At 68.4% G+C, this 14,033-nt stretch carries 14 protein-coding genes; 12 read left to right on the top strand and 2 right to left on the bottom strand.

Features of this window, described 5'->3' with window-relative positions:
* The first annotated feature begins 27 nt into the window (after window positions 1-27).
* Window positions 28-1,329 carry a geranylgeranyl reductase family protein gene (locus ACFYW8_RS29110; protein WP_365878075.1) on the top strand — a complete coding sequence of 434 codons (1,302 nt, stop codon included), beginning with the start codon at window positions 28-30 and terminating at the stop codon, window positions 1,327-1,329.
* A 21-nt stretch (window positions 1,330-1,350) separates the two neighbouring features.
* Here the strand turns inward: ACFYW8_RS29110 and ACFYW8_RS29105 are convergent, their stop codons facing one another.
* Together ACFYW8_RS29105 and ACFYW8_RS29100 are read right to left on the bottom strand one after the other, a co-directional pair.
* Window positions 1,351-1,590 carry a hypothetical protein gene (locus ACFYW8_RS29105; RefSeq protein ID WP_389082875.1) on the bottom strand — a complete coding sequence of 80 codons (240 nt, stop codon included), beginning with the start codon at window positions 1,588-1,590 and terminating at the stop codon, window positions 1,351-1,353.
* Between the two features lie 93 nt (window positions 1,591-1,683).
* On the bottom strand, window positions 1,684-2,517 hold the full coding sequence (locus tag ACFYW8_RS29100) for an NlpC/P60 family protein (RefSeq protein ID WP_365878073.1): 834 nt from the start codon (window positions 2,515-2,517) through the stop codon (window positions 1,684-1,686).
* 724 nt (window positions 2,518-3,241) lie between these two features.
* Between ACFYW8_RS29100 and ACFYW8_RS29095 the strand changes: the two genes are divergently transcribed.
* From ACFYW8_RS29095 to nuoK, 11 genes are read left to right on the top strand one after another with little or no spacing between them, the layout of a single operon-like run.
* Window positions 3,242-3,601, top strand: a complete 360-nt coding sequence (locus ACFYW8_RS29095; RefSeq protein ID WP_037627175.1) for an NADH-quinone oxidoreductase subunit A — start codon at window positions 3,242-3,244, stop codon at window positions 3,599-3,601.
* A 14-nt stretch (window positions 3,602-3,615) separates the two neighbouring features.
* Window positions 3,616-4,170 carry an NADH-quinone oxidoreductase subunit B family protein gene (locus ACFYW8_RS29090; protein ID WP_369480592.1) on the top strand — a complete coding sequence of 185 codons (555 nt, stop codon included), beginning with the start codon at window positions 3,616-3,618 and terminating at the stop codon, window positions 4,168-4,170.
* On the top strand, window positions 4,167-4,907 hold the full coding sequence (locus ACFYW8_RS29085) for an NADH-quinone oxidoreductase subunit C (protein ID WP_389082862.1): 741 nt from the start codon (window positions 4,167-4,169) through the stop codon (window positions 4,905-4,907). The genes ACFYW8_RS29090 and ACFYW8_RS29085 overlap by 4 nt, the downstream gene beginning before the upstream one ends.
* Complete coding sequence (locus ACFYW8_RS29080) at window positions 4,904-6,244, top strand: NADH-quinone oxidoreductase subunit D (protein ID WP_365878068.1); 1,341 nt, start codon at window positions 4,904-4,906, stop codon at window positions 6,242-6,244. The genes ACFYW8_RS29085 and ACFYW8_RS29080 overlap by 4 nt, the downstream gene beginning before the upstream one ends.
* A 29-nt stretch (window positions 6,245-6,273) precedes the next feature.
* Complete coding sequence (nuoE, locus tag ACFYW8_RS29075) at window positions 6,274-7,083, top strand: NADH-quinone oxidoreductase subunit NuoE (RefSeq protein WP_365878261.1); 810 nt, start codon at window positions 6,274-6,276, stop codon at window positions 7,081-7,083.
* Window positions 7,080-8,432 (top strand): NADH-quinone oxidoreductase subunit NuoF, encoded by a 1,353-nt coding sequence (gene nuoF / locus ACFYW8_RS29070; protein WP_389082853.1) that lies wholly within the window; start codon window positions 7,080-7,082, stop codon window positions 8,430-8,432. The genes nuoE and nuoF overlap by 4 nt, the downstream gene beginning before the upstream one ends.
* Window positions 8,429-10,933: an NADH-quinone oxidoreductase subunit G gene (locus ACFYW8_RS29065; protein ID WP_389082849.1), complete on the top strand. Its 2,505-nt coding sequence runs from the start codon at window positions 8,429-8,431 to the stop codon at window positions 10,931-10,933. Before nuoF ends, ACFYW8_RS29065 begins: the two co-directional genes overlap by 4 nt.
* Entirely contained in the window at window positions 10,930-12,303 is a 1,374-nt protein-coding gene (nuoH, locus tag ACFYW8_RS29060) for an NADH-quinone oxidoreductase subunit NuoH (RefSeq protein ID WP_389082843.1), read from the top strand. Before ACFYW8_RS29065 ends, nuoH begins: the two co-directional genes overlap by 4 nt.
* A complete protein-coding gene (gene nuoI, locus ACFYW8_RS29055) occupies window positions 12,296-12,925 on the top strand; it encodes an NADH-quinone oxidoreductase subunit NuoI (protein ID WP_365878060.1) in 630 nt (209 codons plus the stop codon). Before nuoH ends, nuoI begins: the two co-directional genes overlap by 8 nt.
* Window positions 12,922-13,737: an NADH-quinone oxidoreductase subunit J gene (locus tag ACFYW8_RS29050; protein ID WP_365878058.1), complete on the top strand. Its 816-nt coding sequence runs from the start codon at window positions 12,922-12,924 to the stop codon at window positions 13,735-13,737. The genes nuoI and ACFYW8_RS29050 overlap by 4 nt, the downstream gene beginning before the upstream one ends.
* Window positions 13,734-14,033 (top strand): NADH-quinone oxidoreductase subunit NuoK, encoded by a 300-nt coding sequence (gene nuoK, locus ACFYW8_RS29045; RefSeq protein ID WP_261704931.1) that lies wholly within the window; start codon window positions 13,734-13,736, stop codon window positions 14,031-14,033. Before ACFYW8_RS29050 ends, nuoK begins: the two co-directional genes overlap by 4 nt.

The raw sequence follows: 14,033 nt of genomic DNA, 5'->3' as shown, positions 1-14,033 counted from the left end.
GATTTCGAGTCTTGGGGAGACCCCGCCGTGACCGAGCCCCAACCCCTCTCCGAAAACACCGCCGACGTCATCGTCGTCGGGGCCGGGCCAGCCGGTTCCACCACCGCGTACTACCTGGCGAAGGCGGGACTCGACGTCCTGCTCCTGGAGAAGACGGCCTTCCCGCGCGAGAAGGTCTGCGGTGACGGCCTGACCCCGCGCGCCACCAAGCAGTTGGTGTCCATGGGCATCGACATCTCCGAGGAGGCCGGCTGGCTCCGGAACAAGGGCCTGCGCATCATCGGCGGCGGCGTACGCCTCCAGCTCGACTGGCCGGATCTCGCCTCCTTCCCCGACTACGGACTCGTGCGCAAGCGGGACGACTTCGACGAGCAGCTGGCGCGGCAGGCGCAGAAGGCGGGCGCGCGGCTGTACGAGCGCTGCAACGTCGGCGCCCCGATCGTCGACGACCGCACCGGCCGTATCACCGGCGTGCACGCGAAACTGGGCGACGCCGACTCCAAGGAGAAGCGGGAGGTGACCTTCCATGCCCCCCTGGTGGTGGCGGCCGACGGCAACTCCACCCGCCTCTCCCTCGCGATGGGCCTGCACCGCCGCGAGGACCGCCCGATGGGCGTCGCGGTCCGTACGTACTTCACCTCGCCGCGTCACGAGGACGACTACCTGGAGTCGTGGCTGGAGCTGTGGGACCGCCGGGGTGCCGAGGACCGTCTGCTGCCCGGCTACGGGTGGATCTTCGGCATGGGCGACGGCACCTCGAACGTCGGCCTCGGTGTCCTCAACACCTCCGACTCCTTCAAGGAGCTGGACTGGCGCGAGGTCCTGAAGGCCTGGTGCGCCTCGATGCCGGAGGACTGGGGCTACACCCCCGAGAACATGACCGGCCCGATCCGCGGCGCGGCCCTCCCGATGGCCTTCAACCGTCAGCCGCACTACACCAAGGGCCTGCTGCTGGTGGGTGACGCCGGCGGCCTGGTGAACCCCTTCAACGGCGAGGGCATCGCCTACGCCATGGAGTCCGGGCAGATCGCCGCCGACGTCATCGTCCAGGCCCACGCGCGCGCCACCCCGGGCCAGCGCGAACTGGCCCTCCAGCGATACCCGCGCGTCCTCAAGGACACCTACGGCGGCTACTACACCCTCGGCCGCGCCTTCGTGAAGCTCATCGGCAACCCGAAGGTCATGAAGATCGCCACCCAGCGCGGCCTGAGCCACCCGATGCTGATGAAGTTCACGCTGAAGATGCTCGCGAACCTCACCGATCCGACGGGCGGCGACGCGATGGACCGCATCATCAACGGCCTCTCGAAGGTGGCCCCGAAGGCCTGACCGTACGGGCCGCCCGAGCGGTCACCGGGACAGCTCCGACTCCTTGGCGGCGCGACGGGCCACCACCCGCTCGCGCCGCTCGGCCACCTGCCGCAGGGCGTCCTCGCGACCCCGCCGGGAGAGCAGGTCCAGGTGGACCTGTCCGTCGAGACGGTCGCTCTCGTGCTCCAGACAGCGCGCGAAGTACCCCGTCCCCTCGAAGGCGAGGGGGTTCGCCCTCCGGCACGCCGTCGCACGGCCTGCCGCAACTGCCCGTAGCACCGCCTTCGGGCCGGCCGCCGGAGAGCCGGCTCCCGGACAGCCCGAAGGACCGCTCCCCGCACAGGAAGCGGCCCTCCGGAAGACACCCGTGGCTCAGAGCACGCGCACCGCGCCCGTCGCCGGGTAGCCCGAAAGGTCCTGGATCACGACACCCTTGCCGGGGTTGGCCGCGTCCAGGTACTGCCCGTTACCGATGTACACACCGACGTGGTACGCCGAACCCGCCGAACCCCAGTACAGGATGTCGCCGACCTGGACATTGGACAGCGAAACCGGCGTACCGGACACCGACTGGTCCTGCGAGACGCGCGGCAGGTCGACGCCGACCTGCTTGAACGCCGCCTGCACCAGGCCGGAACAGTCCCACGCGTTGGGTCCGGTGCCGCCCATGACGTACGCGTCGCCGACCTGCGCCTTGAGGAACGCGATCACGGTCGCGACGCTGCCGCTGGCCGGGGCCGCGACGTTCGTGGACGTGGAGGCGCCTGCGGACAGGACGGTCCGCGCCGAGGAACGCGAGACGGCCTCGGCCGCCGCGGCCTTGCGCGCGGCTTCGGCCTTCTGCTTGGTCTCCGCCTTCTTCTTGGCGTCGACCAGGTCGGCCTTGGCCTGCTTGGCGGCCTTGGCGGCGGCCGCGTCGCGCTCCGCCTGCAGCTCGTAGTTGGCCGCGGCCTGCTGGGTGGCGTCCGCGGACTGCGCGACCTGGGTGGCCAGATCGGCCGTCAGGGTCGGCAGTTCCAGGGTCTGCGTCACGGGCTCGGCGGCGTTCGCCGAACCCGCTGCCCCGGCCACTGCCAGGGTGCTGAGGACGCCACCGGCAACTCCGGCGCGCATCGCGAGCGACGGGGCGTTGCGGCGGGGCTTCCGGTGGCTTCGTATGTGTGCGGTGTGGGACATGGGTACTAGCGGTACCAGGGGCTCCCTCATACCTTCAAGAAACGTGTGGTGCGCCACAGTTGTTCAATCGGCGGCCGAATTCGTCGCGCGTCACTCTTTATTGACGCCGTAACGGGCATTGCGGACACCGTCCACCAAGCCCGTGATCATGGCCTTTCAGCATTACGTCCGAATTGCCCGCCACCTACCACCGGTTGAAGCCGATGGCCAAGCCCGGTTTATCTGACCCGTAGGTAGATGTGGCGCAGGTCACGGAACGGTCACTCGGGCGGTCGCGTCCCGCGCGTGAACCCCGGCCGGCTCCCGGTCGCTCTCGCTCGTGAACGCGTGCACGTGTCCACATCCGTCCGTGGATCCCCTCTGAAGTGTGAACGCGGTCCTCTATCAAGGGGGCGTGTCCAACACCAATTTGCATGCAACGGAAGTCTCTTGATATTGAGACGCCCCTCCGGGCCTGCGGTGATGAGCGAAAATGTCACATCTGGTGATCGACCTGACGCTTCGCGTGTGAAGATCACTGCTCATCCGACTTCATGATCGTTCGTCAGGTGGTGGAGATCACAAAGCTTGTGCAATACCCCGTGTCGCAGATCACAGACCGGCGGGCATAAGATGCGAGGCAGTTGGGCTTGTGACCTGCTTCACATGTCCGTGATCTTCGCCGGGACGGGCGGGGTTCGCGGTGCTGGCGAGGCAGGGGTGCAGGCTCGCCGAAACCGCCACCAGTCAGTGCCGACTGAGAGGAGCGAGGAGCGTGAACGCGTATGCGCCGATCCTCGTACTGGGAGCCCTCGGGGCAGGCTTTGCGATCTTCTCCGTGGTCATGGCCACGCTGATCGGTCCGAAGCGGTACAACCGCGCCAAGCTCGACGCGTACGAGTGCGGCATCGAGCCGACCCCCACGCCGGTCGGCGGCGGGCGTTTTCCCATCAAGTACTACCTGACGGCGATGCTCTTCATCGTCTTCGACATCGAGATCGTCTTCCTCTACCCCTGGGCCGTCACCTTCGACGCCCTGGGTGTTTTCGGGCTCGTGGAGATGCTGCTCTTCGTGCTCACCGTCTTCGTGGCGTACGCGTACGTATGGCGGCGCGGCGGCCTGGAATGGGACTGAGGGGCCTTTAAGACATGGGACTCGAAGAAAAGCTGCCGAGCGGATTCCTGCTGACCACCGTCGAGCAGGCCGCGGGCTGGGTGCGCAAGGCGTCCGTCTTCCCCGCGACGTTCGGACTCGCCTGCTGTGCCATCGAGATGATGACGACCGGCGCCGGGCGTTACGACCTGGCGCGCTTCGGTATGGAGGTCTTCCGCGGGTCGCCCCGCCAGGCCGACCTGATGATCGTGGCCGGCCGGGTGAGCCAGAAGATGGCGCCGGTGCTTCGACAGGTCTACGACCAGATGCCCAATCCCAAGTGGGTGATCTCCATGGGGGTTTGTGCGTCATCGGGCGGAATGTTCAACAACTACGCCATTGTGCAGGGCGTCGACCACATCGTCCCGGTCGACATCTATTTGCCCGGATGTCCGCCGCGGCCCGAGATGCTGATGGACGCGATTCTCAAGCTCCACCAGAAGATCCAGAGCTCCAAGCTCGGCGTGAACGCCGAGGACGCGGCCCGCGAGGCGGAGGAAGCGGCGCTCAAGGCGCTTCCCATCATCGAGATGAAGGGCCTGCTGCGGTGAGCGACGCGAACGGCAACGGGGTCAACCCCGAGAAGGACCTCGGCGCCTCCAACCTTCCCGGTCAGCGGGGCGACAAGGGCGAGGAGATCCGCGTCCAGCGCGGCATGTTCGGCGCCGAGAACGGCGGCGACACCTCCGGCTACGGCGGCCTGGTCCGCTCGATCCGGCTCCCCGGCGCGGCCGCCCGCCCCTACGGCGGCTGGTTCGACGAGGTGGCCGACGAACTGGAGGGCGCCCTGGAGGAGCAGGGACTCGTCCCGGAGAACGTGATCGACAAGACGGTCGTCGACCGTGACGAGATCACGTTCCACGTCGAACGCGAGTACCTGCTCGTCGTCGCCCAGACCCTGCGTGACGACCCGGCCCTACGGTTCGAGCTGTGCACGGGCGTCTCCGGCGTCCACTACCCGCACGACAAGGGCCGCGAGCTGCACGCCGTCTACCACCTGCGCTCGATCACCCACAACCGGCTGATCCGCCTGGAGGTCAGCGCCCCCGACGCGGACCCGCACGTCCCCTCGCTCGTCTCCGTCTATCCGACGAACGACTGGCACGAGCGCGAGACGTACGACTTCTTCGGGCTGATCTTCGACGGTCACCCGGCACTGACGCGGATCATGATGCCGGACGACTGGCAGGGCCACCCGCAGCGCAAGGACTACCCCCTCGGCGGCATCCCCGTCGAGTACAAGGGCGCCCAGATCCCGGCTCCGGACCAGCGGAGGTCGTACTCATGAGCACGCAGACCCCTTCCGGGGCGTCAGCCGCCTCGGCCCGCGAGACGACCGAGGGCACCGTATATACGGTCACCGGCGGCGACTGGGACGAGATCGCCCAGTCGGCGGCCAAGTCCGACGACGAGCGCATCATCGTCAACATGGGTCCTCAGCACCCGTCCACCCACGGCGTGCTCCGGCTCATCCTGGAGATCGACGGCGAGACGGTCACCGAGGCCCGCTGCGGTATCGGCTACCTCCACACCGGTATCGAGAAGAACCTCGAGTTCCGCACGTGGACCCAGGGCACCACGTTCGTGACGCGCATGGACTACCTGACGCCGTTCTTCAACGAGACCGCGTACTGCCTCGCCGTCGAGAAGCTCCTCGGCATCACGGACGAGATCACGGACCGCGCCACGATCATCCGCGTGCTCCTCATGGAGCTGAACCGACTCTCCTCCCATCTGGTGTGCATCGCCACCGGAGGCATGGAGCTGGGCGCCACCACGATCATGATCTACGGCTTCCGTGACCGTGAGCTCATCCTCGACATCTACGAGCTGATCACCGGCCTGCGGATGAACCACGCGTACATCCGCCCCGGCGGACTCGCCCAGGACCTGCCCCCGGGCGCCGTGGACCAGATCCGCGAGTTCGTGAAGAAGATGACGAAGAACCTTCCCGAGTACGACAAGCTCGCCACCGGGAACCCCATCTTCAAGGCCCGTATGCAGGACGTCGGCTACCTCGACCTGGCCGGCTGCATGGCGCTCGGTGCCACCGGCCCGGTCCTGCGCTCGGCGGGCCTGCCGCACGACCTGCGCAAGACGCAGCCGTACTGCGGCTACGAGACCTATGACTTCGAGGTCCCGACCGCCGACACCTGCGACTCCTACGGGCGCTTCCTGATCCGCCTGGAGGAGATGCGCCAGTCGCTGCGGATCATCGAGCAGTGTCTGGACCGGCTGCAGCCCGGGCCGGTCATGGTCGCCGACAAGAAGATCGCCTGGCCCGCCCAGCTCGCGCTCGGCCCCGACGGTCTCGGCAACTCGCTCGACCACATCAAGAAGATCATGGGCACCTCCATGGAGGCCTTGATCCACCACTTCAAGCTGGTGACCGAGGGCTTCCGCGTGCCGCCGGGACAGGCGTACGCGGCGGTCGAGTCGCCCAAGGGCGAGCTAGGGGTGCACGTCGTCTCCGACGGAGGCACCCGTCCCTACCGGGTCCACTTCCGGGACCCGTCCTTCACCAACCTGCAGGCCATGGCGGCGATGTGCGAAGGCGGCCAGGTCGCCGACGTCATCGTCGCTGTCGCGTCCATCGACCCCGTGATGGGAGGCGTCGACCGGTGACCACCACCCCCGAGGGCGTCAGCCTGGGCATGCCCCAACTGCCCGCGCCCGACTACCCGGCCGATGTCCGGGCCCGGCTGGAGGCGGACGCGCGCGAGATCATCGCCCGCTACCCCGACTCCCGCTCGGCGCTCCTTCCGTTGCTGCATCTCGTGCAGTCGCAGGAGGGCCACGTCACGCGCACGGGACAGCGGTTCTGCGCGGAGGTACTGGGTCTGACGACGGCCGAGGTCACCGCGGTCGCGACCTTCTACTCGATGTACCGGCGCAAGCCGAGCGGTGACTATCAGGTGGGTGTCTGCACCAACACCCTGTGTGCCGTCATGGGCGGCGACGCCATCTTCGAGGCCCTCCAGGATCACCTGGGGGTCGGCAACGGAGAGACCACCGGTGACGGCAAGGTCACCCTGGAGCACATCGAGTGCAACGCGGCCTGCGACTTCGCGCCGGTCGTGATGGTCAACTGGGAGTTCTTCGACAACCAGACCGTGGACTCGGCCAAGCGTCTCGTCGACGACCTGCGCGCGGGAGAGGACGTCGACCCGACCCGAGGTGCCCGGCTGTGCACCTTCAAGGACACCGCCCGGATCCTCGCGGGCTTCCCCGACGAGCGCGAGGGCGCGGTGGAAGCCGGCGGGAGCGCGGGCCACGCCTCACTGGTGGGACTGCGCCTGGCCAAGGGGGAGAGCGCCCCCGCGCGCGTGGTGCACCCGCGAGGCGGAGGGGCACCTCAGAACCAGCGGCCCGCCGAGCACCCGAGCTCGCACGACGCGCCGCAGGACACGTCGGCCTCCGACCCGTCCCACCCGGCGGGTCCCGTGGCAGAGGAGGGGGAGTGATGACCTTGGCAGCCGAGATCAACGAGACAAGTCCCGAAAAGCTGCTCGCACCCGTGCTGTCGGCCTTCTGGGACGAGGACAGGTCCTGGTCGCTGGACGTCTACCGAAGGCACGAGGGGTACGAGGGCCTGCGCAAGGCACTCGCCATGTCGCCGGACGACCTGATCGCCTACGTCAAGGACTCCGGACTGCGTGGCCGTGGCGGTGCCGGCTTCCCGACCGGAATGAAATGGCAGTTCATTCCGCAGGGAGATGGCAAACCTCACTATCTAGTTGTCAACGCCGACGAATCGGAACCGGGAACCTGCAAGGACATCCCGCTCCTCTTCGCGAACCCGCACAGCCTCATCGAGGGCATTGTGATCGCGTGCTATGCCATCCGGTCTTCGCATGCCTTCATCTATCTCCGCGGTGAAGTGGTCCCCGTACTGCGGCGGTTGCACGAGGCCGTACGTGAGGCCTACGCGGCGGGCTACCTCGGCGAGAACATCCTGGGCAGCGGACTCGACCTCCAGCTCACCGTGCACGCGGGCGCCGGCGCGTACATCTGCGGTGAGGAGACCGCGCTGCTCGACTCGCTCGAAGGCCGCCGTGGTCAACCGCGGCTCCGTCCCCCTTTCCCCGCTGTCGCGGGCCTCTATGCGTGTCCAACTGTTGTAAATAACGTCGAGTCGATCGCGTCAGTTCCCGCAATTCTCCAAAATGGCAAGGAATGGTTCAGGTCGATGGGAAGCGAGAAGTCTCCGGGCTTCACGCTCTACTCACTCAGCGGCCATGTCGCCAGTCCCGGCCAGTACGAGGCACCGCTCGGCATCACGCTGCGTCAACTCCTCGGCATGAGCGGCGGGATGCGTCCCGGTCACCGGCTGAAGTTCTGGACGCCGGGCGGCTCCTCGACCCCGATGTTCACCGACGAGCATCTCGACGTCCCCCTTGATTACGAAGGAGTGGGCGCCGCGGGTTCCATGCTCGGCACGAAAGCACTCCAGTGCTTCGACGAGACGACCTGTGTCGTCCGCGCCGTCACCCGCTGGACCGAGTTCTACGCCCACGAGTCCTGCGGCAAGTGCACGCCCTGCCGTGAGGGGACGTACTGGCTCGTGCAGTTGCTGCGGGACATCGAGGCCGGCAAGGGCGCAATGTCCGACCTCGACAAGCTCAACGACATCGCAGACAACATCAACGGCAAGTCCTTCTGCGCCCTCGGCGACGGTGCCGCCTCGCCGATCTTCTCCTCGCTCAAGTACTTCCGCGAGGAGTACGAGCAGCACATCACGGGCCGCGGCTGCCCCTTCGACCCGGCCAGGTCCACGGCCTGGGCGGACAAGCACACGGAGGTGAACGCATGACAGTGACCACCAGCGCTCCCTCCGGAGGCGGGGAAGCGGCGGTCCCGCCGGAGGATCTCGTCTCGCTGACGATCGACGGCATCGAGATGAGCGTGCCCAAGGGCACCCTCGTCATCCGGGCCGCCGAACAACTCGGCATCGAGATCCCCCGGTTCTGCGACCACCCGCTCCTCGACCCGGCCGGCGCCTGCCGCCAGTGCATCGTCGAGGTCGAGGGCCAGCGCAAGCCCATGGCGTCCTGCACGATCACCTGTACGGACGGGATGGTCGTCAAGACTCAACTCACCTCGCCGGTCGCCGAGAAGGCACAGCACGGTGTGATGGAGCTGTTGCTCATCAACCACCCGCTGGACTGCCCGGTCTGCGACAAGGGCGGCGAGTGCCCCCTGCAGAACCAGGCGATGTCGCACGGCCAGGCCGATTCCCGGTTCGAGGGCAAGAAGCGGACGTACGAGAAGCCCGTCCCCATCTCCACACAGGTGCTGCTGGACCGCGAGCGGTGCGTCCTGTGCGCCCGCTGCACCCGCTTCTCCAACCAGATCGCGGGCGACCCCATGATCGAGCTGATCGAGCGGGGCGCGCTCCAGCAGGTCGGCACCGGTGACGGCGACAAGTTCGAGTCGTACTTCTCCGGGAACACGATCCAGATCTGCCCGGTGGGCGCGCTCACGTCGGCGGCGTATCGCTTCCGCTCGCGCCCCTTCGACCTCATCTCCTCGCACTCCGTGTGCGAACACTGCTCCGGCGGCTGCGCGACGCGCACCGACCACCGGCGCGGCAAGGTGATGCGGCGCCTCGCGGCTCCGGACCCCGAGGTCAACGAGGAATGGCTCTGTGACAAGGGGCGGTTCGGGTTCCGGTACGCGCAGCAGCGCGACCGCCTCGACACGCCCCTGGTGCGCAACGCGGAGGGCGTCCTCGAGCCCGCTTCCTGGCCGGAGGCCCTGGAGGCCGCCGCTCAGGGACTGACGGCGGCCCGCGGCAGGGCCGGAGTCCTCACCGGCGGCCGGCTCACGGTCGAGGACGCCTACGCGTACAGCAAGTTCGCGCGCGTGGCCCTCGACACGAACGACATCGACTTCCGCGCGCGCGTGCACAGCTCCGAGGAGGCCGACTTCCTGGCCGCCCGGGTCGCCGGACGCGGCCGGGACCTCGACAGTACGGGCGTCACGTACACCTCTCTGGAGAAGGCGCCCGCGGTTCTGCTGGCGGGCTTCGAGTCGGAGGAGGAGGCGCCCGGCGTCTTCCTGCGGCTGCGCAAGGCATGGCGCGGGCACGGGCAGAAGACCTTCTCCCTCGCCACACACGCCACACGCGGCCTGGAGAAGGCGGGCGGCACACTGCTTCCGGCCGCGCCCGGTACCGAGACCGAATGGCTGGACGCGCTCGCGAGCGGCGTCGGCCTGGAGGGCGACGGGGCCAAGGCGGCCGAGGCGCTGCGCGCCGAGGGCGCGGTGATCGCCGTCGGTGAGCGGCTGGCCGCCGTGGCGGGCGGGCTGACCGCCGCCGTGCGGGCCGCCACCGCCACCGGCGCCCGGCTGGTGTGGATCCCGCGCCGGGCCGGGGAGCGCGGCGCGATCGAGGCGGGCGCGCTTCCCTCGCTGCTGCCCGGCGGACGCCCGGCCACCGACCCGCGCGCGCGGGACGAGGTCGCGGTCGCCTGGGGCGTCTCCGAACTCCCGCACCGCTACGGCCGGGACACCGGCCAGATCGTGGAGGCGGCCGCCGGCGGCGAACTGCGGGCCCTGGTGGTCGCGGGCGTGGAGGTCGCCGACCTTCCCGACCCCGCACGCGCGCGTGCGGCACTGTCCGAGGTGGGCTTCCTGGTGTCGCTCGAACTGCGGCCCAGTGAGGTCACCGAGCACGCGGACGTCGTCCTGCCGGTCGCCGCGGTCGCCGAGAAGGCCGGAAGCTTCCTCAACTGGGAAGGCCGGGTCCGCTCCTTCGAGGCGGCCCTCAAGCCCGACCAGATGACCCGGCGCCTGGCACCCACCGACGCGCGCGTCCTGCAGATGCTGGCCGACGCGATGGACGTACACCTGGGGCTGCCGGATCTGCGCACCACGCGCGCGGAACTCGACCGGCTCGGCGCCTGGGACGGTCCGCGGGCCACCGAACCCCTGGAGACCGGGGTGCAGTTGCCCCGTCCGGCCGCCGGCGAGGCCGTGTTGGCCGGGCACCGGCTGCTGCTCGACCGGGGGCGTCTCCAGGAGGGCGACGAAGCGCTCGCGGGGACCCGGCACGCCGCGCACGCGCGCGTGTCGGCCGCCACGGCCGCCGAGGCCGGGGTCAAGGACGGCGACGCCCTCGCCGTGACGGGTCCCGCCGGAGTGGCCGAACTCCCGCTGCTGATCACCGAGATGCCCGACCGCGTGGTCTGGCTCCCGCTGAACTCGACCGGTGGGGGCGTCGCCTCCGACACCGGGGCGCTGCCCGGCGCACTCGTCCGCATCGGCCCGGCGACGATCGCCGCCGAGGCCCCCAAGGAGGTGGAGGCATGACGCCGTACCTCTCAGCTGAAGACCTCTCGATGTTCGGCCATGACCCCTGGTGGCTGGTCGTCGTCAAGGCGGTGTTCTGCTTCGCCTTCCTGATGGTGACCGTGCTCTTCTCCATCGTGTGGGAGCGCAAGGTCGTCGCCTGGATGCAGTTGCGCATCGGCCCCAACCGGCACGGGCCCTGGGGAATGCTCCAGTCGCTCGCCGACGGCGTGAAGCTGATGCTCAAGGAAGACCTCATCGTCAAGCGCGCGGACAAGGTGGTCTACGTCCTCGCGCCGATCGTCGCGGCAATCCCGGCCTTCATGGCGATCGCGGTGATCCCCTTCGGGCCCGCGGACGACGAGGTCTCGATCTTCGGCCAGCGCACCACCATGCAGCTCACCGACCTGCCGATCGCGATGCTCTACATCCTCGCGGTGGCCTCGGTGGGCATCTACGGGATCGTGCTCGCCGGCTGGAGTTCCGGATCCACCTATCCGCTGCTGGGCGGTCTGCGGTCCTGCGCGCAGATGATCTCGTACGAGATCGCCATGGGTGCCGCGTTCGCCTCGGTGTTCCTCTACTCCGGGTCGATGTCGACCTCGACGATCGTCGAGCAGCAGCACGACCGCTGGTACATCGTCCTGCTGCCGGTCTCGTTCCTCATCTACATCGTGACGATGATCGGCGAGACCAACCGGGCCCCCTTCGACATGCCGGAGTCCGAGGGCGACCTCGTCGGCGGCTTCAACACCGAGTACTCGTCGATCAAGTTCGCGCTGTTCATGCTCGCCGAGTACGTGAACATGGTGACGGTCTCGGCCGTGGCGACGACGCTCTTCCTGGGCGGCTGGCGGGCCCCGTGGCCGATCAGCAGCTTCTGGGAGGGCGCCAACCACGGCTGGTGGCCGATGCTCTGGTTCGTGGTGAAGGTGCAGCTTCTGCTGTTCTTCTTCATCTGGCTGCGCGGCACGCTGCCGCGCGTCCGCTACGACCAGCTGATGAAGCTCGGCTGGAAGGTACTCATCCCGGTTTCCGTGGTCTGGCTGATGCTCGTCGCGACGGTACGGACGCTGCGCAACGAGCACGTCGCCTTCGCGAACATCGCCCTGTACGTCGGCGGAGGCGTCCTCGTCCTCCTGTTGCTGTCGTTCGTGGCGGACATCTTCCGCGACAAGCAGGGGGCTCAGGAGACACCCGCCGAGCCCGCCGCCTTCGACCCGATGGCCGGTGGATTCCCCGTGCCCCCGCTGCCCGGCCAGGAGCTGCCGCCAGTACCGCGGCGCCGTCCGCGCCACGAGCGGGAGCTGGTTGTCAGTGGCGGGTCCGATACTGCGAGTGATGGACCGGTTACCGGATCTCGTGACGGAAAGGAGGGGTCCGATGGCTGAGGAGCCGAAGGAGACCAAACCGGGTTTCCAGAACCCCGTCGCCGGTTTCGGCGTGACCTTCAAGGCCATGTTCAAGAAGCGGCTGACCGAGCAGTACCCGGAGCAGCAGAAGACCACCGCGCCGCGGTTCCACGGCCGGCACCAGCTCAACCGCCATCCCGACGGCCTGGAGAAGTGCGTCGGCTGCGAGCTGTGCGCCTGGGCCTGCCCCGCGGACGCCATCTATGTGGAAGGCGCGGACAACACCGAGGAGGAGCGCTACTCCCCGGGCGAGCGCTACGGCCGCGTCTACCAGATCAACTACGCCCGCTGCATCCTGTGCGGCCTGTGCATCGAGGCGTGCCCCACGCGCGCGCTGACGATGACGAACGAGTTCGAGCTCGCCGACAGCAGCCGCGCCAACCTGATCTACACCAAGGAGCAGCTGCTCGCCGGACTCGAGGAAGGAATGGTCGAGACACCGCACTCGATCTTCCCGGGCACGGACGAGCAGGACTACTACCTGGGCCTGGTGACCGAGGCGGCGCCCGGCACCGAGCGCCAGGTGGCCGTCTCCAAGGGTGAGTCGCGCCCCTCGGCGAGTCCGTCGGGCGCGGCGGCCGGAGAGGGGGAGAAGGCATGACCGACCTGGCCGCGTACTCCACCTCCACCGGAGAGGCATTCCAGTTCTGGGTCCTCGGTACCGTCGCGGTGATCGGCGCCCTGTGCACCGTCTTCATGCGGAAGGCCGTGCACAGCGCGCTGTGCCTCGCCGGGACCATGATCATCCTGGCGGTGTTCTACCTCGCCAACGGCGCGTACTTCCTGGGCATCGTCCAGATCGTCGTCTACACCGGCGCGATCATGATGCTCTTCCTCTTCGTCGTCATGCTCGTCGGTGTCACCGCGGCGGACTCGCTGAAGGAGACCATCAAGGGGCAGCGCTGGCTGGCCCTGGTCTGCGGAGTCGGCTTCGGAGTCCTGCTGTTCGCCGGAATCGGCAACGCGTCGATCAAGGACTTCGACGGCCTGGCCAAGGCGAACGCGAACGGCAACGTGGAGGGCCTCGCCGCCCTCATCTTCACGAAGTACGTGTTCGCCTTCGAGATCACCGGCGCCCTGCTCATCACGGCCGCCGTCGGCGCCATGGTGCTGACGCACCGCGAGCGCACCGAGCGGCCCAAGACCCAGCGCGAGCTGTCCGAGCAGCGCGTACGCGAGGGCAAGCACGTACCACCGCTGCCGGCACCGGGTGTCTACGCCCGGCACAACGCGGTGGACATCGCGGGCCTGCTTCCGGACGGCACTCCGTCCGAGCTGACCGTCAGCAAGACGCTGCGCGACCGCGGGCAGATCCGTGACGTGTCGGCCCAGGCGCTGAACGATCTCAAGGCGCTGGAGCAGCGCGCCGAGGAGCGCCTGGAGCGCACGAAGCCGGAGGAGGCGTCCAAGTGAATCCGGTCAACTACCTCTATCTCGCCGCCCTGTTGTTCACGATCGGCGCCACCGGTGTGCTGATCAGAAGGAACGCGATCGTGGTGTTCATGTGCATCGAGCTGATGCTCAACGCCTGCAACCTCACCTTCGTGGCCTTCTCCCGGATGCACGGCAATCTCGACGGCCAGATCATCGCCTTCTTCACGATGGTCGTCGCCGCCGCGGAGGTCGTGGTCGGGCTCGCGATCATCGTGTCGCTGTTCCGTTCCCGCCACTCGGCCTCGGTCGACGACGCCAGCCTGATGAAGCTGTAA

Origin of the sequence: Streptomyces sp. NPDC002742 (assembly GCF_042888885.1) — a bacterium.
Taxonomy (GTDB): Bacteria; Actinomycetota; Actinomycetes; order Streptomycetales; family Streptomycetaceae; genus Streptomyces.
This window is presented reverse-complemented; position numbering and strand designations above follow the sequence as displayed.